Annotated in this window: 21 protein-coding genes and 2 pseudogenes; 9 read left to right on the forward strand and 14 right to left on the reverse strand. The window is 60.9% G+C overall.

Features of this window, described 5'->3' with window-relative positions; translation table 11 throughout:
* Positions 1 to 23: 23 nt before the first annotated feature.
* The 3 genes from AABM54_RS12000 to AABM54_RS12010 form a co-directional block, all read right to left on the reverse strand.
* Positions 24 to 1,091, reverse strand: coding sequence for a phosphotransferase family protein (locus tag AABM54_RS12000; protein ID WP_347905795.1), 1,068 nt, complete (start codon positions 1,089 to 1,091; stop codon positions 24 to 26).
* A 152-nt stretch (positions 1,092 to 1,243) separates the two neighbouring features.
* Entirely contained in the window at positions 1,244 to 2,212 is a 969-nt protein-coding gene (locus tag AABM54_RS12005; protein ID WP_347905797.1) for a 2-hydroxyacid dehydrogenase, read from the reverse strand.
* Positions 2,213 to 2,333: 121 nt separating this feature from the next.
* A complete protein-coding gene (locus tag AABM54_RS12010; RefSeq protein WP_347905799.1) occupies positions 2,334 to 2,876 on the reverse strand; it encodes a cysteine hydrolase family protein in 543 nt (180 codons plus the stop codon).
* Between the two features lie 476 nt (positions 2,877 to 3,352).
* Here AABM54_RS12010 and AABM54_RS12015 point away from each other — a divergent pair, with 476 nt between their 5' ends.
* Positions 3,353 to 4,633, forward strand: coding sequence for a serine/threonine transporter (locus AABM54_RS12015; protein WP_347905801.1), 1,281 nt, complete (start codon positions 3,353 to 3,355; stop codon positions 4,631 to 4,633).
* Here AABM54_RS12015 and AABM54_RS12020 read toward each other — a convergent pair.
* From AABM54_RS12020 to AABM54_RS12030, 3 genes are all read right to left on the reverse strand, one after another.
* Positions 4,630 to 5,277, reverse strand: a complete 648-nt coding sequence (locus AABM54_RS12020) for an acyl-homoserine-lactone synthase (RefSeq protein ID WP_347905802.1) — start codon at positions 5,275 to 5,277, stop codon at positions 4,630 to 4,632. The genes AABM54_RS12015 and AABM54_RS12020 overlap by 4 nt on opposite strands.
* 31 nt (positions 5,278 to 5,308) lie before the next feature.
* The gene (locus AABM54_RS12025) at positions 5,309 to 6,034 is read right to left on the reverse strand and encodes an autoinducer binding domain-containing protein (protein WP_347905804.1); all 726 of its coding nucleotides are present in this window, start codon (positions 6,032 to 6,034) and stop codon (positions 5,309 to 5,311) included.
* A gap of 117 nt (positions 6,035 to 6,151) precedes the next feature.
* Positions 6,152 to 7,423, reverse strand: a complete 1,272-nt coding sequence (locus tag AABM54_RS12030) for a glycosyltransferase (RefSeq protein WP_347905806.1) — start codon at positions 7,421 to 7,423, stop codon at positions 6,152 to 6,154.
* A 292-nt stretch (positions 7,424 to 7,715) separates the two neighbouring features.
* On the opposite strand from AABM54_RS12030, the gene AABM54_RS12035 reads away from it, so the two are divergent.
* The gene (locus AABM54_RS12035) at positions 7,716 to 9,362 is read left to right on the forward strand and encodes a SulP family inorganic anion transporter (protein ID WP_347905808.1); all 1,647 of its coding nucleotides are present in this window, start codon (positions 7,716 to 7,718) and stop codon (positions 9,360 to 9,362) included.
* A gap of 52 nt (positions 9,363 to 9,414) precedes the next feature.
* Here the strand turns inward: AABM54_RS12035 and acnB are convergent, their stop codons facing one another.
* Positions 9,415 to 12,015, reverse strand: coding sequence for a bifunctional aconitate hydratase 2/2-methylisocitrate dehydratase (gene acnB / locus AABM54_RS12040; RefSeq protein WP_347906173.1), 2,601 nt, complete (start codon positions 12,013 to 12,015; stop codon positions 9,415 to 9,417).
* 507 nt (positions 12,016 to 12,522) lie between these two features.
* Between acnB and AABM54_RS12045 the strand changes: the two genes are divergently transcribed.
* Positions 12,523 to 12,993 (forward strand): DUF1289 domain-containing protein, encoded by a 471-nt coding sequence (locus tag AABM54_RS12045; protein ID WP_347905810.1) that lies wholly within the window; start codon positions 12,523 to 12,525, stop codon positions 12,991 to 12,993.
* 101 nt (positions 12,994 to 13,094) lie between these two features.
* Here the strand turns inward: AABM54_RS12045 and AABM54_RS12050 are convergent, their stop codons facing one another.
* Positions 13,095 to 13,958 carry a universal stress protein gene (locus AABM54_RS12050; protein ID WP_347905812.1) on the reverse strand — a complete coding sequence of 288 codons (864 nt, stop codon included), beginning with the start codon at positions 13,956 to 13,958 and terminating at the stop codon, positions 13,095 to 13,097.
* A gap of 210 nt (positions 13,959 to 14,168) precedes the next feature.
* Between AABM54_RS12050 and AABM54_RS12055 the strand changes: the two genes are divergently transcribed.
* From AABM54_RS12055 to AABM54_RS12065, 3 genes are all read left to right on the forward strand, one after another.
* Positions 14,169 to 14,777 (forward strand): tRNA isopentenyl-2-thiomethyl-A-37 hydroxylase MiaE, encoded by a 609-nt coding sequence (locus tag AABM54_RS12055; protein ID WP_347905813.1) that lies wholly within the window; start codon positions 14,169 to 14,171, stop codon positions 14,775 to 14,777.
* A gap of 233 nt (positions 14,778 to 15,010) precedes the next feature.
* The gene (locus AABM54_RS12060; RefSeq protein WP_347905815.1) at positions 15,011 to 15,718 is read left to right on the forward strand and encodes a winged helix-turn-helix domain-containing protein; all 708 of its coding nucleotides are present in this window, start codon (positions 15,011 to 15,013) and stop codon (positions 15,716 to 15,718) included.
* On the forward strand, positions 15,719 to 17,005 hold the full coding sequence (locus AABM54_RS12065) for an ATP-binding protein (RefSeq protein ID WP_347905817.1): 1,287 nt from the start codon (positions 15,719 to 15,721) through the stop codon (positions 17,003 to 17,005).
* Between the two features lie 51 nt (positions 17,006 to 17,056).
* On the opposite strand, the gene AABM54_RS12070 is transcribed toward AABM54_RS12065, so the two are convergent.
* The 4 genes and pseudogenes from AABM54_RS12070 to AABM54_RS12085 all read right to left on the reverse strand — a co-directional run bounded on the left by AABM54_RS12070 (position 17,057) and on the right by AABM54_RS12085 (position 20,972).
* Positions 17,057 to 17,860 carry a MipA/OmpV family protein gene (locus AABM54_RS12070; RefSeq protein WP_347905818.1) on the reverse strand — a complete coding sequence of 268 codons (804 nt, stop codon included), beginning with the start codon at positions 17,858 to 17,860 and terminating at the stop codon, positions 17,057 to 17,059.
* A gap of 177 nt (positions 17,861 to 18,037) precedes the next feature.
* Positions 18,038 to 19,192 (reverse strand): annotated as a pseudogene (locus tag AABM54_RS12075) (serine hydrolase domain-containing protein); the annotation flags it as partial.
* Between the two features lie 234 nt (positions 19,193 to 19,426).
* Entirely contained in the window at positions 19,427 to 19,861 is a 435-nt protein-coding gene (locus AABM54_RS12080; RefSeq protein WP_347905820.1) for a DUF1801 domain-containing protein, read from the reverse strand.
* A gap of 214 nt (positions 19,862 to 20,075) precedes the next feature.
* Positions 20,076 to 20,972, reverse strand: coding sequence for a DMT family transporter (locus tag AABM54_RS12085; protein WP_347905821.1), 897 nt, complete (start codon positions 20,970 to 20,972; stop codon positions 20,076 to 20,078).
* A 91-nt stretch (positions 20,973 to 21,063) separates the two neighbouring features.
* Here AABM54_RS12085 and AABM54_RS12090 point away from each other — a divergent pair, with 91 nt between their 5' ends.
* The 3 genes and pseudogenes from AABM54_RS12090 (at position 21,064) to AABM54_RS12100 (ending at position 23,873) form a co-directional block, all read left to right on the forward strand.
* Positions 21,064 to 22,395 carry a PLP-dependent aminotransferase family protein gene (locus tag AABM54_RS12090; RefSeq protein ID WP_347905823.1) on the forward strand — a complete coding sequence of 444 codons (1,332 nt, stop codon included), beginning with the start codon at positions 21,064 to 21,066 and terminating at the stop codon, positions 22,393 to 22,395.
* A gap of 108 nt (positions 22,396 to 22,503) precedes the next feature.
* Positions 22,504 to 23,080 (forward strand): annotated as a pseudogene (gene nudK / locus AABM54_RS12095) (GDP-mannose pyrophosphatase NudK).
* An 88-nt stretch (positions 23,081 to 23,168) separates the two neighbouring features.
* A complete protein-coding gene (locus tag AABM54_RS12100; RefSeq protein ID WP_347905825.1) occupies positions 23,169 to 23,873 on the forward strand; it encodes a DUF533 domain-containing protein in 705 nt (234 codons plus the stop codon).
* Positions 23,874 to 23,916: 43 nt separating this feature from the next.
* Here AABM54_RS12100 and AABM54_RS12105 read toward each other — a convergent pair whose 3' ends face one another.
* Together AABM54_RS12105 and AABM54_RS12110 are read right to left on the reverse strand one after the other, a co-directional pair.
* Positions 23,917 to 24,174: a metal-binding protein gene (locus AABM54_RS12105; RefSeq protein ID WP_347905826.1), complete on the reverse strand. Its 258-nt coding sequence runs from the start codon at positions 24,172 to 24,174 to the stop codon at positions 23,917 to 23,919.
* Positions 24,171 to 24,782: a DNA-3-methyladenine glycosylase 2 family protein gene (locus AABM54_RS12110; RefSeq protein ID WP_347905827.1), complete on the reverse strand. Its 612-nt coding sequence runs from the start codon at positions 24,780 to 24,782 to the stop codon at positions 24,171 to 24,173. Before AABM54_RS12110 ends, AABM54_RS12105 begins: the two co-directional genes overlap by 4 nt.

Genomic DNA, 24,782 nt, shown 5'->3' on the forward strand with positions numbered 1-24,782 from the left:
GAGGGGCGTGGCGCCAGGCGCGATCAGAGGCTGGATTTCTGGATGACTTGCAGGCTCATGTGTTCCAGCAGTTTGTTCATGTGAATGAACTGCGCGAAGCGTTTGTCCTGGGTCTGGCCATGGAAGAAACGGTAGTAGATCTGCTGCACGATACCGGCCAGGCGGAACAGCCCGTAGGTGTAGTAGAAGTCGAAATTGTCGATCTGGATGCCCGAGCGTTCAGCGTAGTAGTCGACGAACTCGCGGCGGGTCAGCATGCCGGGAGCGTGGCTGGGTTGGCGGCGCATCAGTTGCACCGGCGCCGGGTCGCTGGCTTCGATCCAGTAGGCGAGGGTGTTGCCCAGGTCCATCAGCGGATCGCCGAGTGTCGTCAGTTCCCAATCCAGCACGCCGATGATCTGCATCGGGTTGTTCGGGTCGAGGATCACGTTGTCGAAGCGGTAGTCGTTGTGAACGATGCTCGACGTCGGGTGGTCGGCCGGCATTTTGGCGTTGAGCCAGGCCTTGACCGCTTCCCAGTCCGGCGCGTCGGGCGTCAGGGCTTTTTCGTAGCGTTCGCTCCAGCCTTTGATCTGCCGGGCGACGTAACCTTCGGGTTTGCCCAGATCGCCCAGACCACAGGCCCTGTAGTCGACGCGGTGCAGTTCAACGAATTTGTCGATGAAGCTCTTGCACAGGGTCCGGGTTTTATCGGCATCAAGGCCCAGCTCCGGCGGCAGTTCGGAACGCAGGATGATCCCGTTGACCCGCTCCATCACATAAAATTCGGCGCCGATCACCGATTCGTCGGTGCAGTGCACGTAGGCTTTTGGGCAATACGCAAAACCATCCTTGAGCTGATTGAGGATGCGAAATTCGCGGCCCATGTCGTGGGCGGACTTGGCCTTGTGGCCGAACGGCGGCCGACGCAGCACGAACTCCTGATCCGGGTATTCCAGCAGGTAGGTCAGGTTCGATGCACCCCCGGGGAACTGGCTGATCTGCGGCGTGCCACGCAAACCCGCGATATGTGCCTTGAGGTATGGGTCGATCAGGCTGGCATCGAGTTCTTCGCCCGCACGGATACGGGTGGACTGGTCAGTAAGCGCCATGCTTATCCCTTCTGCTTATTTTGGAGGCCAGACATCATTGGCTAATCTAATGGCGCGCCCGCAGAGCCACAAGCGCGGCAAGGCCTTATAGGTTAGCGTGTTGCCGGATAATCAGCGTTCCTGATGCGCAGTCGTCCCTCACCGGGGTGCCCCTAGGAGGCGTGCTCGGATTGGGTGGGCGGAGGCAGGGCAACAGGCGTCAACACCGGTCGCCCGACAAAGAACGCCTGCAGGTTTTTGCCCACCAGTTCCACGGTTGCCTGGGTGGCTTCCGGTGAGAGCCCGGCGACGTGGGGCGTAAGGATCACGTTGCTCAAGGTCTTGAGCGCGTCGGGGACTTGAGGTTCTGCGTCGAACACGTCCAGGGCGGCACCGGCAATCCGCCGTTGCTCCAGGGCGGTAATCAGATCGGCGGTGACCACGACACTGGCCCGGGCAATATTGACCAGGAAGCCATTGGGGCCCAGTGCGTCGAGCGCCTGTTTGTTGATCAGGTGGCGAGTGCCAATGCCGCCAGGGGTGGCGATGACCAGGAAATCAGAGGCCCGCGCCAGTTCCGTCGGGGTTGAGCAGTAGCGGTAGGGCACGTCGCTGCGATGCTGGCGATTGTGGTAGCTGACGCTCATGTCGAAGCCCAGGGTCGCCCGTTGCGCGATGGCCATGCCGACGGCACCGAGCCCCAGGACCCCCAGGTGTTTGCCGGCCAGGGACGGGCGCATGATTTTCGGCCACTCGCCACGACGTACCGCCGCATCGGCCCGGGGGATGTCGCGCACCAGTGCCAGCAGCAAGGCCATCGCGTGGTCGGCCACTGACGAAGCGTTGACCCCGGCGCCGTTGGTTACGGTGATACCACGGTTGCTGGCGGCTTGCAGGTCGACATGTTCGAAGCCGGCACCGATCACGCAGATGATCTGCAGCTGTGGCAGCGCGGTGATCTCTTCGGCGTACAGGCCCAGCGGGCCGCGTGTGAGCACGGCCTTGATTTGCCCTCCATGAGTGGCAATCGCCTGGGCGCGTTCGCTGGGCGTCGGCGCGAGAATCAGATGAAAGCCCTGATGCTCAAGAATCGGCAGGTAGTCATTGATGGTTTCAACCAGTACCAGAACGGTTGCAGGCATGCTGGGCTCCTGAGGGATGATCAAACGAAAAAGTGTGCCTGCGCGGCGTCAATGGCCAGGCTCAAGCCCGGGCATTGACGCCGTGTCTGGCAAGGATGTGCACTGCGCGACCGTGTGTCGGTCAGAATCTCACCTGCGCGGTGTCCAGCCGTTTGACCAGCGCTGCGCCAAGGGTTGCATTGTGATGCTCAATAATCATTTTGGCCGATAACTGCGGGGTGTCCATGCAGGTATGGGCATCGGCCACCAGCGTCACGTCAAAGCCTGATTCCACCGCGACCCGACATGTGGTGTCGATGCAAAACTGGGTTTTCATGCCGACGATCACCAGGTGCTTGATACCCACGTCGTTGAGCTGTTGCGCCAGTCCGGTTGCGAAAAAACTGCTGGGCCTGGTTTTGTCGAACAGGGTGTCCAGCGCCGGGTCCAGCTCAAGGGCGGGCAGCAGTTGCCAGAGCGCACTGCCGGCCGCGATGGGTGAACCGGCCGGGCCGGTATGACGAACGGCGAAGATCGGTGCCGAGGCTGAGCGGGCTTTTCGGATCAGTTGCTGGATGTTGTCCAGTACCCGTTCACCCTCATAGGGTTTTTCCGGGCCGTTGAATAGCCCGACCTGCATGTCGACAATCAACAGGGCAGAGCGGCTGGAAGCAGGGGATGCCATGGTTTTTCTCCTTGAAAGGCCAAAAGCAAGGCCAAAAAAAGACCCCGTCCATTGCTGGCGGGGCCTTGGGGTCACTGCGCTGTGTTCATATCAGCCAGCCACCACTCGACCCGCCGGGGGCGGTCGTGGTGGTGCGGGTGAGGTTCAGCGTCAAAATGTTCATGGCCCGATCATGCTGTGGCTGCAAAGGGCCTGTCAACTTCGTTGTTGCTGAATATTTCAAGCGTGGTGATTGCTGGTTACGCATCTTGCTTTTCTTGATTGTATTTCGGTGGATGGCCCGGTTTTCGCGGGCTGTGCGTCAAAAAGCCATCTCACATGAACTGATCCGCATAACCACTCCTCAGCTAAGTCTTTGCTTCTGTTGATTAATCCCGGACAATCGCGCCCCTGTTACGGCCGGGGCGCTGCCTGTCAGCCTTTTCTGACTCGTCCCGACTGTGTGGCAAATGACCGGAATGCGGAGATCCGACCGGATGAATGATCAGGCCAATAGCGTTGATGAACGCTTTGAAGCGGCGGCACCAGCTAGCCTTGCAAGCTGGAATCGCCATGACACCACCTGGATGCTGGGCCTGTTTGGCACGGCGATTGGTGCGGGTACCCTGTTTTTGCCGATCAACGCAGGCCTGGGCGGTTTCTGGCCGCTACTGATTCTGGCGGTGTTGGCATTCCCGATGACGTTCTATGCACACCGCGGTCTGACCCGTTTTGTGCTTTCCGGCCGTGAAGGCGCGGACATCACTGAAGTGGTCGAGCAGCATTTCGGGATCAAGGCCGGTGCCCTGATCACTTTGCTGTACTTCTTCGCGATTTTCCCGATCCTGCTGATTTACAGCGTGGCCCTGACCAACACCGTGGGCAGCTTTCTTGAACACCAGTTGCACATCATGCCGCCACCGCGGGCGATTCTGTCGTTCGTGTTGATCCTCGGCCTGCTGGGCGTGGTGCGTTGTGGCGAGCAGGTGATCGTCAAGGCCATGAGCCTGATGGTGTATCCGTTCATTGTGGCGCTGCTGTTTCTGGCGGTGTTCCTGATTCCGCACTGGAATGGCGGCATCCTCACCACGGCAAGCACGCTGCCTGAACCGTCGGCGTTGATGCACACGCTGTGGCTGGCGATTCCGGTGATGGTGTTCTCGTTCAACCATTCGCCGATCATCTCGGCGTTCGCGGTGGACCAGAAGCGTCGTTATGGCGTTCATGCCGAAGAGCGCAGCTCGCAGATCCTGTCCCGCGCCCACCTGCTGATGGTGGTCATGGTGCTGTTCTTCGTGTTCAGTTGCGTGCTGACCCTGTCGCCGGCCCAATTGGCTGAAGCGAAGGCGCAGAACCTGTCGATTCTGTCGTACCTGGCCAACCACTTCAGCAACCCGACGATCGCCTTCGCGGCGCCGTTGATTGCATTCGTGGCCATCTCCAAGTCGTTCCTGGGCCACTACATCGGCGCCAGCGAAGGTCTCAAGGGCTTGATCGTCAAGAGCGGCAAGCGTCCAGCACCCAAGACGCTGGACCGCATGACCGCAGCCTTCATGCTGGTGGTGTGCTGGATCGTTGCCACGCTGAACCCGAGCATCCTGGGCATGATCGAAACCCTGGGCGGGCCGATCATCGCGGCCATCCTGTTCCTGATGCCGATGTATGCGATCCGCAAGGTTCCAGCCATGGCACGTTATCGCGGCCAGGCCTCCAACGTCTTCGTGACGCTGGTGGGCCTGGTAGCGATTTCGGCGTTGATCTACTCGCTGACCGCCTAAGCCTGCGCTTGCTCAGCCTGGTGCGCCAGCGCTGAGCCGGACCGCAGGAATGCCTGATTGAGCGAATTAACGGCCGCTGACTGCGCATGAAGCGCGGCGCGGCCGTTTTTTTGATAGGCCGCAAAACTCAGTGCCACCACGTGATCGCGGTTCAACCGCTGTGGCTGGCCGAGCCGGCGCAGTTGCACGCCATGGTGCAGGAAGTAGCGTTCAAGCGAAGGGGTCGTGACTGCCACGACCTCGGTCGCACCCAGCGACCAGGCGCTGTGCAGGCTGTTCCAGAACACCCGCATGGGCAGTTTTCCATTCTCGAGTGCGCTGGCGGCAAAGCGTGAGATCTCCCAGGTATCGCTACGCCGGGGGACGGCTTGATCGCACAAGAAACCAAACACGTCGGACAGCAGGTACGGTTGAGTGGTCGGCAACAGCCGGGCGCAGCCGTGGACACGCTGGTCGCGGTCCAGGGCGATGATGTAGCGGGTATCGGCATGGTCGAACTGGTCGAACTCGCGGTCTGGCAATGGGCTGCTGGTGTTCAACTCCCAGCCCAGTTGCTTGACGAAAACGTTGTGCCGGTAGCGGCCGAGGTCGTCATGCAACGCAGGCGTGAGCTCCTGACGATGCCGTGATATCACGGTAATCATGGGTCGATATCCTTATCGTTGGGGGGTGGCGCTAGATCAAGCCCAGCGCGGCGCCATAGGCCGCTGCGAGGGTTTTATTGGCCGCGCCGAATTTTTTCTGAATGACCTTCAAGTGAAAATTCACGGTGTTCACCGAGATGCCGAGGATCAGCGCGATTTCACCCGAACTTTTACCATCGGCGGTCCATTGCAGTACTTCCCGCTCGCGCAGGCTTAGCTCGATGAGTTCCGACGTCGTTTGTTGATGGCCGATGTCAGCCAGGCGCGAGTTCAGTACTTCGACGATACAGTGCAGGCGCAGGCGTATATGCTCGCATTCCGCCGCCCCGATGGGGGTGTAGGTGCGGGCCAGTGACAGCACGCTCAAGGTGTTGTTGGGTGAACGCATCGGCAAGGTCACCCCGAATCGCAGCCCCCAGTCCTGTGCCTCGCTCCATAAACATGGGCTGTTCTCGAACAGCGCATCGTTCCAGAGCATCATTTGGGTCGAGCGCAGCCCGTTCATGATCGACGGATCGATTGTCGCGTAGTTGTTCTGCTGATAATGCTCTAGCCAATGCTTGGGGTATGAACCGTAGATGTCGGTTTTCGGGCGGGTGAAGGGGACCGAATGGCGCACACCGTAAGCGTAGTAATCAAAACCCAGCCGCTGAACTTCCTGCTCCAGAAGCGCAAAGATCTGTGGGGCTTCTTCTAGCTTGAGCATCTCCATGCGCAGGTCATTCCACCAGTGCATGAAGCCTGATTCCTTTTCCATGGTCGTCCGTCCTGCTGCCGTGCATCCGTGCACAGGAAGCAATCTAGTTCACGACGACCGTCTGTCAACGTTTCAAACGCTTATTTTTTCAAGGTGAACGCTCTGGCATGGGGTTCTTCACGACGCTGTGCGCAGCAGGCGCGGTTTTGTTGGCGGTCGGCAGCGTTCGATGATGCTGGCCGCGTGCTCGCAGGCCAGCGTGGCGGGCGGTGAAAGCTGGCGAGTGCGGGCGCAGGCCGCCACCATGCGAGCGTCCTCCAGCAAATCGATCAAGGCGTCACGCAGGCGGGCTTCGTCCAGCGGCAAACTCAGTTTGATGCCGCACCCCATGCGTACCAGTCGCTCGGCGTTGTCGAACTGATCGTGGGCGGCCGGCATGACGATTTGCCCGACACCGGCGGCCAGCGCCAGGCTCATGGTTCCGATTGCACCTGAATGGACCAGGCCCGCCGTGTGTGGCAGCAGGGCCCCCATGGGCGCGTGCTCGCGCTGCAACGCGCTCAGGGGCAGGCGTTTGAGGGGCGCCCGGTGCTCGCCGAGGAAAATCCCTCGTGCCCCGAGTTTTTGCAGGATCGACAGGGCCAGGGGGTAGAAGTGTTCGTCAAACTGCCGGGCCGCACCCGGTGCGAAGACGATGGGCGGCTGGCCTGCGCGAAGGAAGGCCTGCAATTCATCGTCAAGGCTTTCGTCGGTACGTTCGGACAGCGGAAAACCCGTCATGTGCAGCGGCTGCGGCCAGTCTTGCTGGACGGGGGCGAACCATTCGGGAAACAGGCAGATGACGCCATCGGGCGCGTGCATCCACTGACTGAACACGTGTTTTACCGTGCCCTGCAAACCTTTCTTGTGGCGCAGGGCATTGATCTGCGGGGCGCAGATCCGATCCATCTTGAGGTATTCAATCGTGCGGCAGAGCATTTTGCGCATGACCAGCGGAATGCCCTGCGGAACCTTGAACCGGGGGTGTACCGGTGGCAGGTGGGCAGAGATCAGCGTGGCGGGGGAGACCTGCACCGAGAGGTAAGGCATGCCGAATTTTTCCTGGGCGACCCGTGCCCCCAGCGCCCATAACGAACCCACGACAACGATGTCGTCGTGTCGCCGGGCGGCGATGTACTCGTAGACCGGTTCGAGCATGCCCGAGAGGGCTTTCCACCGCGCAGAAAACGAGGTCCTGGAGCCCCGGGGTTTCGAGTCGCTCATGGCCGCGTTGCCGGTCGTTTCGTCGCAGATGGCGGCAAACTCCAGGCCGTTGTGTTCAATTGTCGTGGCAAACGCGGGCAGGCTGCACACCGTCACAGGGTGCCCACGGCGCACCAGTGCCTTACCCAGGCTGATGAAGGGACGGACGTCGCCCTCCGAGCCGATGGCGATCATGATAATGCGCATAACTCCTCCTTGAGTTGCAGCGCCGGATCGAGGTGCAAGCGTGTCTGCGGGTCGCGTGCAGTGGGAGGGATTCTTATCCGCAGACCGGGTCGGGACAACTACCTGATCTGGTAGCGGAGCGGGTGCGCCGGGGTAAGCTGCGCCGTTGGTCGGCGATGGGCCGAATAGACGCTACACTCCCTCACCGACCCGAAAAGGCCTGATTGGAGACGCTAGATGGCTCGCGAACACTCGCTACTGACCACCGTGCCTCGTTGGGAGGCCTGCCTTTGCGCGGGCCAGGGAGGCCCGATTGCCGGCTGAGCCTTCCAGCGTCCGCGACCGGCCGAACCGTTGGCAGGACCTGTTGGCAGGGTTGTCGATTGCCGGTTTATTGCTGCCAGAAGCGGTCGCTTACTCGAGCATTGCCGCGTTGGCGCCTCAGGCTGGCGTCATTGCATTGTTTGCCGGGCTGCTGTGCTATGGGCTTCTGGGCACCAGCCGGTTTGCGATTGTCTCGGCGACGTCGTCTTCGGCGGCGGTACTGGCGGCGGCCAGCATGACGCTGTCAGGCGGTGATCCGGCGCTGCGCTCCACGCTGGCTTTCGGCCTGGTGTTGGTCACCGGCGGGTTCTTTTTACTGGCCGGGTTGTTCCGGCTCGGCAGCGTTACGTCCTTTATTGCCAAGCCGGTGCTGCGCGGGTTTGCCTTTGGCCTGGCGCTGACGATCATCCTCAAACAACTCGCCAGTGTGGTCGGTGTGCACTTGAGTGACGGCAACCTGATCCGCTTTTTGCCTCAGTTGCTGGAGCAACTGCCTCGGTGGAACTGGGCGGGCGCGGGTGTCGCGGCGGTGGCGTTGATGTTGTTGTGGTGCTTCGCACACTTCCGGCGTTTGCCCGGTGGACTGCTGGTGGTGATGATCGGTATCGGGGCGGGTCAATGGCTGAATCTGCCAGATCATGGCGTCCCGTTGATAGGTGCGATTGACCTCAGCCTGGAGGTGCCACGGTTGCCAGCGCTGCCCTTTGCCGATTGGCTGCGGCTGGGGGAGCTGGGGTTTGCCATGGTGATGATTCTTTACGCAGAGTCCTACGGCTCGATCAGCGCCTTCGCACTCAAGCACGGTGATCGGGTGACCTCCAACCGGGACTTGCTGGCCCTCGGCGCGGCCAATCTGCTGTCCGGGCTGTTCCATGGCATGCCGGCGGGGGCGGGGTATTCCGCGACGTCCGCCAATGAAGCGGCGGGCGCGACCTCGCGGCTGGCCGGTGGGCTGGCGGCGCTGGTGGTGTTGCTGATTGTGCTGACGGTGTTGCCCTACATCGCCTTGACCCCGGAGCCGGTGTTGGCGGCCATTGTCATGCATGCGCTGGGCCGTGGCCTGAGCTTGCAGCCGCTGGGCCGTTACTTCATCTGGCGTCGTGATCGCCTGCTGGTGATCTGCGCCGTGGCGGCAGTGCTGGTGCTCGGCGTGCTGGACGGTCTGTTGCTGGCGGTGGCGATCAGTGTGTTGCTGATGCTCAAACAGATGTCGGCGGCGGATATCCAGATCCTCGGGCAGATCGGCGGCGGGCATGATTTTGTCGACCTGCAACGCCATCCTTTGGCCAAAGCCGTGCCGGGTGTGCTGATTGTCCGGCCGAGCGAGGCGCTGTTCTTCGCCAACGCCGAGCGGATTCTGGGGGCTGCGTTACGACTGGTCCGACATTCCGAGGTGCCGATTCATACGGTGATTCTCAGCCTGGAGGAGTCGCCGGACCTGGACGGCACCAGTATCGAGGCGCTGGAGGAGTTTTTCCTTCGTGTGCGTCTTGAAGGCAAGCGCTTGGTGTTGGCGCGCCTCAAGCATGAAGCGCTGAGCGTGCTGGCCTCGCTGCCGGAGGTCGAGCGTTCACGGGTCAGCCTCAGCGGCCTGAGCGTGGACGGTGCGGTGCAAGAGGCGGAACGCCGGGCATAAAAAAAACGCCGCTCATCGTGGGATGGGCGGCGTTTTTTATGGCGTTGTAACGTTAGGCTTGAACGACCGGAATGTTGGCGTTCGCTGCAGCTTCACGGAACTCGGCGATCTGGTCGAAACTCAGGTAGCGATACACATCGCTGGCCATGGTGTCGATTTCCTTCGCGTAGGCCATGTACTCCTCGACGGTCGGCAGGCGACCCAGGATCGAAGCCACCGACGCCAACTCGGCCGAAGCCAGGTAAACGTTGGCGCCATCGCCCAGACGGTTCGGGAAGTTACGGGTCGACGTGGACACGACGGTGGAGTTCGGTTCTACGCGTGCCTGGTTGCCCATGCACAGCGAGCAGCCCGGCATTTCCATGCGTGCGCCAGCCTTGCCGTAGATGCCGTAGTAGCCTTCTTCGGTCAGTTGGTGAGCGTCCATCTTGGTCGGCGGCGACAGCCACAGACGGGTTGGCAGCTGACCCTTGACCTGATCCAGCAGTTTACCGGCAGCGCGGAAGTGACCGATGTTGGTCATGCACGAACCGATGAACACTTCGTCGATCTTCTCGCCAGCAACGCTGGACAGCAGACGGGCGTCGTCCGGGTCGTTCGGCGCGCAGAGCACAGGCTCCTTGATGTCGGCCAGGTCGATTTCGATGGTTTCAGCGTATTCGGCGTCAGCATCGGCAACCATCAGCTCAGGGTTGGCGATCCAGGCTTCCATCGCTTGAGCACGACGTTCCAGGGTACGCGCATCGCCGTAGCCTTCGCCGATCATCCAGCGCAGCAGGGTGATGTTGGAGCTCAGGTACTCGGTGATCGACTCTTTCGACAGCTTGATGGTGCAACCGGCAGCGGAACGTTCGGCCGAGGCGTCGGACAGCTCGAAGGCTTGTTCGATGCTCAGGTTGTCCAGGCCTTCGATTTCCAGGATGCGGCCGGAGAAGGCGTTCTTCTTGCCTTTCTTCTCTACGGTCAGCAGGCCAGCCTGGATCGCGTAGTAAGGAATGGCATGAACCAGGTCACGCAGGGTGACGCCCGGTTGCATTTTGCCTTTGAAGCGCACCAGGATCGATTCCGGCATGTCCAGTGGCATCACGCCAGTGGCTGCGGCGAACGCGACCAGGCCGGAACCGGCCGGGAACGAGATGCCCATCGGGAAACGGGTGTGGGAGTCACCACCGGTACCGACGGTGTCCGGCAGCAGCATGCGGTTCAGCCAGCTGTGGATGATGCCGTCGCCCGGACGCAGGGAAACGCCGCCGCGGGTCATGATGAAGTCGGGCAGGGTGTGGTGAGTGGTGACGTCGATCGGCTTTGGATAAGCAGCGGTGTGGCAGAAGGACTGCATGACCAGATCGGTCGAGAAACCCAGGCATGCCAGGTCTTTCAGTTCGTCACGGGTCATCGGGCCAGTGGTGTCCTGGGAACCGACGGTGGTCATTTTCGGCTCGCAGTACGTACCTGGGCGAACGCCCACTACGCCGCACGCCTTGCCGACCATCTTCTGCGCCAGGGTGAAACCCTTGGTGCTTTCAGCCGGTGCTTCAGGCTTCTTGAACAGCTCCGAAGGTGGCAGACCCAGCTCGGTACGCGCCTTCTCGGTCAGGCCACGGCCGATGATCAAAGGAATACGACCGCCGGCACGGACTTCGTCCAACAGCACCGGGGTCTTCATTTCGAAGGTGGTCAGGACTTCGTCAGTACCGTGTTTGCAGACTTTGCCAGCATGCGGGTACAGGTCGATCACGTCGCCCATGTTCATGTTGGTAACGTCGAATTCGATTGGCAGTGCGCCGGCATCTTCCATGGTGTTGTAGAAGATCGGAGCGATTTTGCTGCCGAAGCAGAAACCGCCGGAGCGCTTGTTCGGCACGTAAGGAACGTCGTCGCCGAAGAACCACAGCACCGAGTTGGTGGCCGATTTACGCGACGAACCGGTACCGACCACGTCACCGACGTAGGCGATCGGGAAGCCGTCGTTGCGCATCTGCTCGATTTGTTTCATCGGGCCGATGGAGCCTTGTACGTCAGGAACGATGCCGTCACGGGCCATTTTCAGCATGGCCAGGGCGTGCAACGGGATGTCCGGGCGGGACCAGGCATCAGGCGCAGGGGAGAGGTCGTCGGTGTTGGTTTCGCCGGTGACCTTGAACACGCGCAGGCTGATCTTGTCGGCCAGGGTCGGGCGGTTCTTGAACCATTCGCCGTCAGCCCAGGATTGCAGTACGCCTTGGGCGTGAGCATTGCCGTTCTTGGCTTTTTCCGCGACGTCGTGGAAAGCATCGAACATCAGCAGGGTGTGCTTGAGTTGCGCTGCGGCAACAGGTGCCAGTTCAGCGCTGTCGAGCAGGTCAACCAGGGTCACGATGTTGTAGCCGCCCTGCATGGTGCCGAGCAGTTCAACAGCGCGTTTCTTGTCGATCAGAGGGGACGTGGCTTCGCCTTTGGCCAGTGCGGACAGGAAGCCTGCCTTTACATAGGCCGCTTCGTCCACGCCAGGTGGAACGCGATTGGTGATCAGGTCCAGCAGAACAGCTTCTTCGCCTGCCGGGGGATTCTTCAGCAGCTCGACCAGGCCTGCAGTTTGTTCGGCGTTAAGCGGCTGGGGAACGATACCCAGTGCTGCACGCTCTTCGATATGTTTGCGGTAGGCTTCAAGCACAGTTATTACCCTCATCAGTGGTCCCAAATGGGTGTCCGGGACGCTCATCCAGAAACTCACGGCACTCAGCGCTTGGGGGCTTTTTGAGCCGCAAAGCCTGAGTTGCCGGAATTCCTCACAGAAGCTGCTTTCAAAGTTTTACGCCTGCAGAACGGAGCTGATGAGGGTTGGCGCTGAGTGTTCCCCGCTGGAAAAACTCCTCGCCAACACCGCTCTGAAGGAACGACTGTGCTCGTGACGCTTTGAAAACAGCTTCTAACGGACATTGGCGCCTTAAAAGGCTGGCTGATTCTACGGCAAAAAAAATCTAAAGGTAAGTCAGGGTCTATTGGACTTTGGTGGCGAGCCGCGTTGCTGGGCCAACGTGTGCGAGGCAAGGCGCGGGCATCCGTCGCGGTCGTCACCAAAGTCCAACAGACCCTGATGCCCTGAAGTTTGAGGGGTGATCAATGTTAGACAAAGGGCTAACATGCCGGCCTGTTTTGCTTTCTCGCGTTTTGCCTACCTATGCCCAATCAGACCATCAAGACTCCCTGCATCGGCCTCTGCTCCACTGTTTACGGTGATCTGGTGTGCCGTGGCTGCAAGCGTTTCCACCATGAAGTGATTCACTGGAACGGTTACAACGAGGAAGAAAAGCGCGCGGTGTGGCTGCGCCTTGAACAGTTACTGGTACAGGTAATGGCCGGAAAACTGGAAATATTCGATTCCGCACGGCTGCGCTTGCAGCTGGAACAACGAAAAATCCGCTTCGTGCCCCATCAGTCCCCTTACTGCTGGGCGTACCAACTGATCGCCCGCGGTGCACGGGTGATCAACCAGTTGGAGGCGTATGGCATGGTGTTGTTGCCGGAGTTTCGCGACTGGAACCTGCCCGAGTTGCGCGACGCCATTGATCGGGAATTCTTCCTGCTGTCCGAAGCGCATTACCAGCGCTATATCGCGCCGGGGTTCCTCAAGGACGCGTTTGGCGACTGATCCCTGAAAGCATCGCAGGCAAGCCTTGCTCCTACAACGGCACCACTGCACCTGTAGATACCGACTTGCCCGCGAAAGCGATCTATCAAATACCGATGAATCTATGCCTTGGTCGCCAACTCCCCCAGGTGATCCATCATTTCCTGCGGCTTGAGCACCAGCACGTCACTTTCCAGTGAGTCGAGCACCACCTCGGCGGTGTTGCCGATCAGCGCGCCCGAAAACCCGGTGCGCGCCACAGTGCCGATGACCGTCACGGCGGCCTGCAATTTATGCGCAATGTGGGGAATCAGCACGTCCGCCGGACCTTCCTCGATGTGCAGGTGGGCGTCGTCGATATCGAATTCGGCCTGGAACGCCTTGCACTGCTCGCGGTAGCGGGCCTCGATGGTTTCCTTGAGCTGGAACACCGGGTCGGCCGCCGAGAGCATCGGCGAGGGATGGGCACTGATCACATGCAGGTGAGCCTTGGCCAGGTGCGCGATATCGAAGCCGTGATCGACGATGGTGGCGTGCAACACGCGGTGTTCCGGGTCGCTGTTGCCCACATCAATGGCGGCAAGAATGGTTCCGCCCGCCCACGGCGTGGCGGTTTTTACCAGCAGCACCGGGCTCGGGCACTGGCGCAACAGTTTCCAGTCCGCCGGGGTCAGCAGGGCTTTTTTCAGCGGGTTATCGGGGAAGTGTTGTTTGATGACCAGCCCGCAGCCTTCGGCTTGCTGCACCTCAATGATGGTTTCGTGCAGGCTTTCGTTCCACGCCTGTTCGGTGGTGACGCTATGGCCTTCTTCCTGGAGGCTGGCCTTGAGCACGCTCAACAGCGCCGAATGATCATGCTTCTTGTCGCAGACCAGCAAATGCAGGTGTGCCTGGGTCACCCCGGCGATCAGCTTGGCGCGTTTGAGGGCGAGGCTTTCGGCCGGTGTAGGCTCGATGACCACCAGGATACTGCGGATGGCTTGCATGATCGGGATCTCCGATGAATGAAAAGACGCTGCGTTGCACAACTATAGTTGCTGCTCGTGAACTCGGGTCTTGATGCATATCAAGTGCGGTGGCTGGTGGTCTGCCGGCAGGCCGGTATAATCGGCGGCCTTCGCTGTGAACCCTTTTTTCGTGAGCCTCATGTTACTGATCCCCGAAATCGTCGCTGTCCTGCCGTGTGGTGCTACCCAATGATCCTTCCCGAAATCCATGAATTTCTCGGCTGCCGCACGCCGCAGGGTTGGATCGAGGCCGCGCTGGCGGATCAGGAAACCTTGCTGATCGACCACAAGAACTGCGAGTTCAAGGCGGCCAGTACGGCGCTCAGCCTGATTGCCAAGTACCACTCCCATGTTGATTTGATCAACCTGATGTCGCGTCTGGCCCGGGAAGAACTGGTGCATCACGAGCAAGTCATGCGCCTGATGAAAAAGCGCAAGATCGAGTTGCGGCAGCTGTCCGCCGGGCGCTACGCCTCGAGCCTGCGCAAAGTGGTGCGCAGCCATGAACCGGTGAAGCTGGTGGACACGCTGGTGGTCGGTGCATTTATCGAGGCGCGTAGCTGCGAGCGCTTCGAGGCGCTGGTGCCGCATCTGGACGAGGAACTGGGCAAGTTCTACTTCGGCCTGCTGAAAAGCGAAGCCCGGCACTTTCAGGGTTACCTGAAGCTGGCTTATCAGTATGGCGACGCCAAGGACATTGCTCAGGTGATCGAAAGAGTCCGCACGGCGGAACAGGAACTCATCGAGTCGCCGGATGTGGAGTTCCGCTTCCACAGCGGTGTGCCGACCGCCGCATAACCCTGTAGGCGCACGGCTTGCCGGCGACGGCGTCCTTGAGATCCCCATCACTGACAAGCCAGGCGCCTGCAAAAGTGATTGTTTGATTTGATATTGTTAAAAACTCTTAAGAGTATGAAAGATCACTGAAAACCGGCCCCCGAGGCCGGTTTTTGCTGCCTGCGATAACCGTCCCATTCCCAATTGGCGCCATAATACGGCCCACTTCACACAAGGGTTGGCAGACGGTCGTTATGGATAACCTGGGGTTTGGCAAAGTATTGCTCGTTGAAGACGACGAAAGGCTCGCGACGCTGATCGCGCACTTTCTGTCGCAACATGGCTTTGAGGTCATGACCGTGCATCGGGGCGATCTGGCGCTGGCGGCGTTTCTCGATTTCAAACCGAAAATCGTCGTGCTCGACCTGATGCTGCCAGGGCAAAGCGGTTTGCACGTGTGCCGCGAGATTCGCAGCGTTTCGGAGACGCCGATTGTCATCCTGACCGCCAAGGAAGACGACCTGGATCACATCCTGGGCCTGGAATCCGGGGCCGACGATTACGTGATCAAACCGATCAAGCCGCCTGTGCTATTGGCTCGCCTGCGCGCGTTGCAGCGGCGGCAGATTCCCGAAACCACCGTGCGCGGCTCCCTGGCGTTCGGCAACCTGTCGATTGATCGCAGTTGCCGCGAAGTACGGCTGGCGGGCGAGGTCATCGAACTGACGACCATGGAATTTGAATTGCTGTGGTTGTTGGCCAGTGCGGCGGGCAAGATTCTGTCGCGCGATGACATCCTCAATCGCATGCGCGGAATTGCCTTCGACGGCCTCAACCGCAGCGTCGACGTCTACATCAGCAAGTTGCGCGGCAAGCTCAAGGACAACCCTCGGGAGCCGGTGTGCATCAAGACCATTTGGGGCAAGGGTTATCTGTTCAACCCGTTCGCCTGGGAGCTGTAAATGCTGCGTCTTTTCTTTGGGCTTTTTATTGTTCTGGCGATTGGCATGGTGGCGGCGCTGGAGGTGGTTGATCGCACGTTTACCGCGCTGCTCGACGGCACGCTGCAGACCTACAACCGCGATGCCATGAGAGGCCCGGCGTATTCGCTGGTGCAGCAACTCCAACCCCTCGATGAGGCGGGCCGCGAGCAGCAATTGCAGGTGCTCAAGCCCCATTACGGTTTGCAGCTGCAACTGGTACAGCGCGAAGCACTGGCACTGAGTGAGCGGGAAAAGACCTTGCTCGATGAGGGCCAACTGGTAATTCGGGACAAGTACACGCAGTTTATCTCGGTCATCGACAACGGTCCGCAGTTGCTCAGTATCAAGCTCCCCGAAGAGCCCAACATGAACGCGTTCTACCTGATAGCGGCGTACACCATGCTCGGGGTGTTGCTGGGGATCGTGTTGTTCTTTTGGGTTCGCCCTCATTGGCGTGATCTGGAGAAACTACGCCTTGCCGCGCAACGTTTCGGCGACAACGACCTGAGCTCACGCATCCAGCTCTCGAAGCGCTCGAACATTCGCGACCTGGCCGGACACTTCAATCAAATGGCCGCCCGTATCGAAGGCTTGATCGCCAATCAGCGTGAGCTGACCAATGCGGTTTCCCATGAGCTGCGCACGCCGATTACACGATTGTCTTTTGAACTCGATCAGCTCAAACAGCTGTCCGACCCGCAGGCGAAACGCGAGCTGATCGCCGACATGTACGCCGACCTTGGCGAGCTGGAAGAAATGGTTTCGGAGCTGTTGACCTACGCCAGCCTTGAACGCAACGCCACGGTGGTCAACCGTGAAAACATTCAGGCCCTCAGTTGGCTCGACAGCGTGGTGGGCAGTGTTGCTCTGGAGGCGGAGGCGGCGGGGGTTGTGTTGTCGATCCGTGCCTGTGAGGTCGAGTCGATCTGTATCGAACCGCGATTTATGGCCCGGGCGGTGATCAACTTGCTGCGCAACGCCATTCGGTATGCGGACCAGCGCGTGGAGGTGTCGCTGGTGTTGGGCGAGCAGGGTTACGAAGTGCTGGTCAATGACGACGGGCCGGGAGTGCCGCTGGACGGGCGCGAAAAAATCTTCGAACCGTTCGCCCGGCTGGACGCCAGCCGTGATCGCCGCACCGGTGGTTTCGGGCTGGGGCTGGCCCTGGTCAGGCGAGTCTCGCAAGGGCACGGCGGCAAGGTTGAAGTCGGCGATTCGCCTTGGGGCGGGGCGTCGTTTCGCATGACCTGGGCGGCCGCGGATTGAGGCGGCTTTCAAGCTCGGCGCCTCATCCGTAACGTAGCCGCTGGCGATCAATCAGAAACTGTATTTCACTTGCCCGGCCAGTGACGTCTGCAAGCGCTGCTCGACAATCGGGCTGTCAGCCGCCTCCTTGCTCAGGTGCTGCACCGCCAGCACGGTGCTGAACTCGGTCTGGTCATTGATCGGCACAGCCCAGGTCAGGTTGGCGCCACGGCTGACCAGCCCACCGTGGGTGTCGTGGGCCCGGAATCGGCTGCGTGCTGCCTGAGCGTCGCTGACGCCATACCAGGTGCGCATATAGTCCGCGTTGCCAAACTGACTGTTGAGGCTGCCGTCGAGGCTGCCATAGTCGCCCTCGTACAGCCGCGTGCTGACGCTCAGTTCCAGGCGGCTGTACGCCGAATCGGTGTCGTGATTGTCGTCACTCTTTTTCAGCGCATGTTCCGCCGTCGCACCCAGCACCACCGCGCCGAGGGTATAGCTTGCGCTGACGCCCAGTTGCGCCCGCGATTTGATCGAGCCCATGCCCTTCAAGTCGTCCGAGCCACCCAGTGTCGACTGGCGATCCTTGCGAGTTTGGCTGGGGCCGACGTAGGTGCTGAGCGCCAGGTTGCCCCATTCGCTTTGCCAGCCCAACCCCCGCGAGGTATCGAGGAATACGCCGTAGGGGCTGACAATCTCGCCGCCCAACAACGGGGTGACAACACGTTCGTCGCTGCCGCTGTAGCGCGGCACGCTGGCGGCGCCACCCTTTACGCTGTAATGCCAGTCTTCGGCGTGCAGGGAGTCGGTCGAAGCCAGCACACATAAAGAGGTGAGTGACAGGCAGAACGTTTTGGAGCTGATCAGGGTTTTCATGGAGGGTCAGAAACTCAGGTTGTTGTTGGGTGGAAGGAGAGGATTGAAGGGGGCGCTGGTGTCATTGAGCTGGCGGCTGACGGCATGGCCCATGCCTCGGGCAGTGCGGGTACGTACTGCGTGGGCATTGGAGGCGTGTGGGTTGCAGTCCTCTGCGCACTCGCTCGGATCACCGTGGGCCTGGAGCATCAAGCGCAAGGTGCGGGTAACCAGGGGCGTGACCAGTTCCTGGCTGTTGCCGGCGTTGCTCATGACGATCACTGCCAGTTGCTGTTCTGGCAGGACGCTCAATTGCGCGACGAAATCGCCGCTGGAACCGCTGTGCTGGACAATGGGAACACCTGGGTGGATGTCCTCGCCGCCGCAGGCCGACAGGAACCAGCCGAGGCCGACCTGGCAGTCGTAATCCAGCGGGTTGCGGGTGTTCTGGGAGCGGAGCATCTCGCGGATCGACTCGGCCGCCAGCACTTGCTCGCCGTTGTAGCGGCCCTGGGCAAACAACATCTGTACGTAATGACTGAGGTCCCGAGGGCTGGTCCACAGGCCTGCGGCGGGCATGTCGCGGGTATCGCTGTCAGCACGCCTGGCGCGTGCCGGATAGCCACGGGCGCGGAACACGGCGTCCGCCGCGTTGCCGACGAAACTGGACTGGCTCATTTTCAGAGGTCGCAGCAGGGTGTGTTGCAACTGGCTTTCAAAGTCTTGCTGGCTGCTGCGCTCAATCGCTGCGCCCGCCAGTGCATAGCCGAGATTGGAGTAGGCCACCTGGCTGCCGGGTGGGTGACTCAACCAGACTCCGGATACCCGCAGCGGCAATTGAGCCAGGTCGTAGGGTTGTTGCAGGTCGGGCAGGTATTCGTTGGGGATGCCGGCCTGATGGCTGAGCAGGCGACGCAGCGTCACCCCGCGGTTGGCATCACCCTGGCCGACATGAAAGTGCGAGCGCACGTAAAACTCTTCGAGGGTGTGTTGCACCGGTGCATCGAGCGAGAGTGCGCCGCTCTCGACCAATTGCAGGGCGGCTGTGGCGGTCAACAGTTTGGAAATCGACCCGGCACGAAATGCGGTGTTTTCCGTCACCGGCACGCCGCGTGTCATGTCGGCGTAACCGAAGCCGCGTGCCCAGATCAGTTGTTGGCCATCCACCAGCGCCACCGACAGCCCCGGCACATTGTGCTCGGCCATCTCGCGCGGTATGTGTTTTTGCAGGTAGTGGACGATGGCCGCATAGTCCCCTTTGTGAATCGTCGGCACAGCAGGTGGCTGGCCGTGACAACCGAGGCTGCCGAGCAAAAGTCCGAGCATGGGGACGAAGCGAGTCGCGCGAAGCATGGGACACCCGGTTCAATAGTGGATGCCGCCATGCTAGGGGAGTGGTTACGGGCAATCTTTGAGAGCTTTGTCGGGAAACTGTCAAAGACTGTTAAAGGCCGGGGGATTCAAACGCGCCAGGGCTGGATAGCTCATCGTCACAGATACGTTCGATGGGCATCTGGAAAATGAGGCGTGACGCCCAATACGCCGCAATGATGACTCTCATCACACACCAGCGGTTTGCAAGAGCATTTACTCAGTCGGTTTTCTGCGAGCGCTCGTTCGTACGGATGTATTGAGATCCACGGCCGCGCGAATCAACGTTTTTAGCGCGGCCTCATCAATCCTGTCGCCTTCATGGAGATCAATGGCACGTCGAGTGTTGCCTTCGAGGCTGGCATTGAAGAGACCTGAAGGGTCCTCCAGCGAAGCGCCCTTGGCGAAAGTCATCTTCACGGCGTGCTTGTAGGTTTCACCCGTGCAGATGATCCCGCCGTGTGACCACACTGGAACGCCTCTCCATTTCCATTCCTCGACGACTTCGGGGTCAGCCTGTTTGATGAGTGTCCGGGCCCAAGCGAGCATCTCGCCTCGCCAGTCACTCAGTTCCTTGATTCTCTCGTCGATCAACTGAGAAACAGTGCCTGCCGCGACTTCTTCCTTTGCGCCGATCGTCTCCTTCTTCATGGTTGTCGCCTCCGTCATGAGGGTTGTCACGTTCTTCAGGGTAGTGGGCGCTTGTTGATCACTTGAGTATCACGGACTGACGGTTTGCCTCCCGGTCATCAACGACTGCTTCACGCCCCAAAGCGGTACACCCTTTGATGCTGCCTGAGGGATGTATCTCTAGATCGCCTTACCCTTGTCACGCGGCGGCTGAGCTCCCCATTGCCTTGCACATCTACTTCGCAAACCTCTTCGCCCCGGCAACGCAGAGAATCACCGCGACGGTCACCCCAAGCATGCCGATGCTGACGGTTTCGTGAAGCAAGGTGGCCGCCAGCGCCAGGCCAAAGAATGGCTGTAGCAACTGAAGCTGGCCCACGGCGGCAATGCCTCCCTGGGCAAGGCCGCGATACCAGAATACGAAACCGATCAGCATGCTGAAGAGCGAAACGTAAGCCAGGCTGAACCAGGCGGGCGGGCTGATTCCCGAGAACGAAGCGGGTGCCTGGAGCCCGGTCAGCGTCGCTACGACGGGCAGCGACAGCACCAATGCCCACGAAATCACCTGCCAACCGCCCAGCGCTCTTGAAAGCTTTGCCCCTTCGGCGTAACCGAGGCCACAGGCAATGATGGCCAACAGCATCAGGATGTCACCCTCGGGAGATGCGCTCAGGCCCTGGGAGACGGCGAACGCCACCACTGTCAGGCTTCCCAGGACCGAGAAGAACCAGAATGCCGGCCGGGGACGTTCGCCACCGCGCAAGACGCCGAATAGTGCAGTCGCAAGCGGCAACAGACCGAGGAAGACAATGGAATGTGCAGACGTCACGTGCTGCAAGGCCAGTGCAGTCAACAGCGGAAACCCGATCACCACGCCCATTGCCACAATGACCAAGGGTAAAAGTTGGCGTCGAGCGGGGCGCTTTTCCTTGAACAACAAAAGCATGCACAGCGCCAGCACGCCGGCGATGGTCGCGCGGGCAACGGTCAGAAAGACCGGGTCAAACTCCAGAACCGCCACCCGTGTCGCCGGCAGCGAGCCGCTGAAGATCAGGACGCCGATGAATCCGTTGATCCACCCGCTCGTGTTCTTTTCCAGCGTCGGGGTGTTTAGCAGCGAGGTACGTTCCATGGCGGGCCACACTCAATTGGGGGGTTGCATGCAGCGGAGCGTATGACCGAACATCAAGACAATCAAAATATTGTCATGGATACATCTCGACATGCCTCGTTCCCGGTACAAGTCGCTGGTCGACACCTTTGCCGCCGATATCCGCTCCGGGCGTTTGCCGCCCGGTACACGCTTGCCGACCCACCGCCACCTCGCCGCCACGCAAGGGCTGGCCCTGGTCACCGCCAGCAGGGTTTATGCAGAGCTTGAGGCCATGGGCCTGGTCAGCGGGGAAACGGGGCGCGGCACTTTTGTCCGGGAAACGTCCTTGTCTCCCGGGCTGGGCATAGATCAGCAAGACGTTGCTGCCGGGATGATCGATCTCAACTTCAACTATCCCTCATTGCCGGGGCAAACCGAGCTGTTGCGCCACGCCTTGCGCCAGCTCGCGTTGTCCGGTGACCTGGAGTCCCACCTACGCTACCAGCCGCACGCGGGGCGCCTGCATGAGCGGGCATCGGTCGCGCGCCATCTGAGTACACGCGGGCTGACAGTGCCCGCCGAGCAGGTGTTGATCGTCAGCGGTGCCCAGCATGGGTTGGCGGTGACCATGATGGCGCTCTTGCAACCCGGTGACGTCATCGCGGCCGACGCGTTGACCTACCCTGGGTTCAAGGTGCTGGCCGAAACGCTGCGGCTTGAAGTGGTGCCCATTCCGGCAACGGACGATGGGCCTGATCTCGATGCCCTCGAAAAACTCTGCCGGAGCCGCTCGGTGCGCGCCGTTTACAGCATGCCGACCCTGCACAATCCGTTGGGATGGGTGATGGCGGCGGGGCAGCGTGAGCAGCTCGTGGCGATAGCGCGCAAGCATGAACTGTTGATCATTGAGGACGCGGCGTACGCGTTTCTGGCGCAAGAGGCGCCGCCACCGTTAGCGGAGTGGGCGCCAGAACGAACGGTGTACGTTTCAGGGTTATCCAAGAGCATCGCCACCGGGTTGCGCGTCGGCTTTGTTGCCGCACCGACCCACCTGGTGCCGGCACTGGAGCGCACGATCAGGGCGACCACCTGGAACACGCCCGGGGTGATGACCGCGATCGCCTGTGCGTGGCTCGACGATGGCACCGTCAGCCAGTTGGAAGTGCAAAAACGTGCAGACGCACAAGCGAGGCAGGCCATGGCCAGCGATGTATTGGCAGGGCTGCGATACGTTCGCCATCCTTCTTCCTACTTTCTGTGGTTGCCCTTGGGGGAGGATGCCAGGGCTGACCAGATTGCAATGGCGTTGATGCGCGAACACATTTCGGTCTCGACCGCCCAGCCTTTTGCGACCTCTGTCCACGTACCGCATGCGATCCGCTTGGCATTGGGGTCTGTGGACACCGGCTCGCTTCGACAGGCGCTGATGACGGTGAAGCGGATTGTGGGTGCTTACGTGTAGTGCGGCTGGCGAATGAACGGTCTCGCGCGGCTCGACCATGGAAACGGCCTTGACGGTGCGCGATTTCAAACGAGATGCTGAGGCCAACCCACTGAAAAAGGATGTGCAATGAAGCCCGGTCCTGTTCGCATCACGGCGCAAGAAACCCTGTCCGACAATTGGTATGTGCTCAAGAAGTTCAGTTTCGACCTGCGCCGCCGCGACGGCAGTTGGCAGGCACAGACCCGCGAGGTGTATGACCGTGGCAACGGCGCGACCATCCTGTTGTTCAATCGCGAGCGACGTACGGTGTTGCTCACGCGTCAGTTCCGCATGCCGGCGTACGTCAACGGGCATGACGGCTATCTGATCGAGACCGCCGCAGGGCCTGCTGGACAACGCCAGCCCCGAAGAACGCATTCGCAAAGAGGCTGAGGAAGAAACCGGCTACCGCGTCGAATCCGTCCAGAAAATTTACGAGGCCTTCATGAGTCCGGGCTCGGTGACCGAACGGATTCATTTTTTTATCGGCGAATATCAACCCCATGACCGTGTCGGCGACGGCGGTGGCCTGGCGGATGAGGGTGAAGACATAGAGGTGCTGGAACTGGGTTTCGAACAGGCCATTGCGATGGTGGGCAGCGGTGAGATCGCCGATGGCAAGACCATCATGCTGTTGCAGTATCTGGAGTTGCGCCTGATGTAATTCGGTGTCAGCCAGACGGCGGTGGCGCAATGGTGTGCAGGGGCTATTGTTGGCTGTCTGAATGCCGGTTATCGACGAGGGTCTTGCCATGAACACCAGCGATTTGCTCGAACAATTACTGCAGGCCGGCCAGGCCTCGATGACTCAACAAGGAGGCGCTTCGACACAGGGCGGGCTCGGTGGTCTTGGCGGGCTGCTCGGTGGCCTGATGGGCGGTGCGGGCTCGGGTGGCGGCGCTGGCCTGGGGGGATTGTTGGGAGGCCTGCTGGGCGGTTCGTCTGGTGGCGGCACCGGGCAGGCGCGCGCGGGTGGCACTAACTACGCCGCGCTGGCATCACTGGGCATGATGGCGTTCCAGGCCTACCAGAACTGGCAGCAGCAACAGGCATCCGCGCCGCAGCAGGCATTACGCACCGTGGATCAATTGTCCGGGGCCGAGGCGGATGATCACAGCCACGCGATCCTGCGGGCCTTGATCGCGGCGGCCAAGGCCGACGGCCGGATCGACGAGCAGGAGCAACAGATGATCAGTGCTGAAATCGGTCGGCATACCGACGATCCGCAACTGCAGCAATGGCTCGATGACGAAGTTGCCCGGCCCCTGGACGCGGCCGATGTGGCGCAGTCTGCCCAGGACCCGGCCATGGCCGCGGAAATGTACCTGGCCAGTGTCATGCTGGTGGACGACCAGCAAGAGGCCGAACGCACTTACCTGGACGAATTGGCCAGTGCATTGAAACTCGATCCGCAGCTGCAACTGCACCTGGAGCAACAAGCCAAAGGCGGGGTCTGACGGCTCTGCGCGCTAACGGTTCGGATAAGCGGTGAGGGCGTGCTCAGGGTGCCAGGGCTTTCCACTCGGTATAGGCCCTGGCCATGCACACCGCACATGGCCGGTAACCTGCGGCGCGGGCGGTGGCTTCGTCCTTGAAGAACACGCGATGGGCCACGTACCCGCCGCGAGCAATGGCACGCAGGGCGGCCGGGCAGTCGAGGCAACCATAAAGGCGTGAGCGCCGATGACCGCCGACGGTCCCGCGCTCGGCGCTGCGTATCGGCTGGCCCTGAGCGTCAAGCAATGCATAGCGCTTCAAGGCTTCGGCACTCGCCACAAATACCAGGCTGCCACGGTTCGATAGGGGCTCAGAGGCCGGCCAATCTCGATCATGTGCTGGCGGCTGGGCGTCTGCGCCAGGCCCTTGAGGCGCCGGTAACCGTCACGCACGCCAAAATCGTCGGCGGGCAGAATGTCCAGGCGTTCGAGGGTGTAGATCAGCAGCATTTCCACGGTCCAGCGCCCGACGCCGCGCAATGCGGTCAGGCGTTCGATCAGCGCGTCATCACTCATCGCCCGCGCCGTTGCATCGTCCGGAACCAGGCCGTCCAGTGCACCTTGGGCGATGCCCTTCAGGGTGGCGATCTTGCCTGCGGAAAAACCGCAGCCGCGCAGCACGTCCACCTCGGTGGCCAACAGGCGTTCGGGTGTCGGGAACGGCATCCCGGGAAACAGCGTAATCAAGCGTCCCAGAATCGCATCCCCGGCGCGGGCGTGAAGTTGCTGATAGGCAATCGCCCGCACCAGCGCTTCATACGGATCACGGGCCGGTTTGGGCTGATGCAGGCATGGGCCGATGGCCCTGATGTGCCGCGCCCAGTCCGGGTCGATGGAGGCCAGGAACTCACTGGCGTGGTGATAAGGCAT

It is taken from the genome of Pseudomonas purpurea (genome assembly GCF_039908635.1).
GTDB classification, from domain to species: Bacteria; Pseudomonadota; Gammaproteobacteria; order Pseudomonadales; family Pseudomonadaceae; genus Aquipseudomonas; species Aquipseudomonas purpurea.

Excerpts from the sequence above, each read along its gene's own strand:
- AABM54_RS12000 (WP_347905795.1), bottom strand. The coding sequence starts at position 1,091 with ATGGCGCTTACTGACCAGTCCACCCGTATCCGTGCGGGCGAAGAACTC.
- AABM54_RS12005 (WP_347905797.1), bottom strand. The coding sequence starts at position 2,212 with ATGCCTGCAACCGTTCTGGTACTGGTTGAAACCATCAATGACTACCTG.
- AABM54_RS12010 (WP_347905799.1), bottom strand. The coding sequence starts at position 2,876 with ATGGCATCCCCTGCTTCCAGCCGCTCTGCCCTGTTGATTGTCGACATG.
- AABM54_RS12015 (WP_347905801.1), top strand. The coding sequence starts at position 3,353 with ATGAATGATCAGGCCAATAGCGTTGATGAACGCTTTGAAGCGGCGGCA.
- AABM54_RS12020 (WP_347905802.1), bottom strand. The coding sequence starts at position 5,277 with ATGATTACCGTGATATCACGGCATCGTCAGGAGCTCACGCCTGCGTTG.
- AABM54_RS12025 (WP_347905804.1), bottom strand. The coding sequence starts at position 6,034 with ATGGAAAAGGAATCAGGCTTCATGCACTGGTGGAATGACCTGCGCATG.
- AABM54_RS12030 (WP_347905806.1), bottom strand. The coding sequence starts at position 7,423 with ATGCGCATTATCATGATCGCCATCGGCTCGGAGGGCGACGTCCGTCCC.
- AABM54_RS12045 (WP_347905810.1), top strand. The coding sequence starts at position 12,523 with ATGCCCAATCAGACCATCAAGACTCCCTGCATCGGCCTCTGCTCCACT.
- AABM54_RS12050 (WP_347905812.1), bottom strand. The coding sequence starts at position 13,958 with ATGCAAGCCATCCGCAGTATCCTGGTGGTCATCGAGCCTACACCGGCC.
- AABM54_RS12055 (WP_347905813.1), top strand. The coding sequence starts at position 14,169 with ATGATCCTTCCCGAAATCCATGAATTTCTCGGCTGCCGCACGCCGCAG.
- AABM54_RS12060 (WP_347905815.1), top strand. The coding sequence starts at position 15,011 with ATGGATAACCTGGGGTTTGGCAAAGTATTGCTCGTTGAAGACGACGAA.
- AABM54_RS12065 (WP_347905817.1), top strand. The coding sequence starts at position 15,719 with ATGCTGCGTCTTTTCTTTGGGCTTTTTATTGTTCTGGCGATTGGCATG.
- AABM54_RS12070 (WP_347905818.1), bottom strand. The coding sequence starts at position 17,860 with ATGAAAACCCTGATCAGCTCCAAAACGTTCTGCCTGTCACTCACCTCT.
- AABM54_RS12080 (WP_347905820.1), bottom strand. The coding sequence starts at position 19,861 with ATGAAGAAGGAGACGATCGGCGCAAAGGAAGAAGTCGCGGCAGGCACT.
- AABM54_RS12085 (WP_347905821.1), bottom strand. The coding sequence starts at position 20,972 with ATGGAACGTACCTCGCTGCTAAACACCCCGACGCTGGAAAAGAACACG.
- AABM54_RS12090 (WP_347905823.1), top strand. The coding sequence starts at position 21,064 with ATGCCTCGTTCCCGGTACAAGTCGCTGGTCGACACCTTTGCCGCCGAT.
- AABM54_RS12100 (WP_347905825.1), top strand. The coding sequence starts at position 23,169 with ATGAACACCAGCGATTTGCTCGAACAATTACTGCAGGCCGGCCAGGCC.
- AABM54_RS12110 (WP_347905827.1), bottom strand. The coding sequence starts at position 24,782 with ATGCCTTATCACCACGCCAGTGAGTTCCTGGCCTCCATCGACCCGGAC.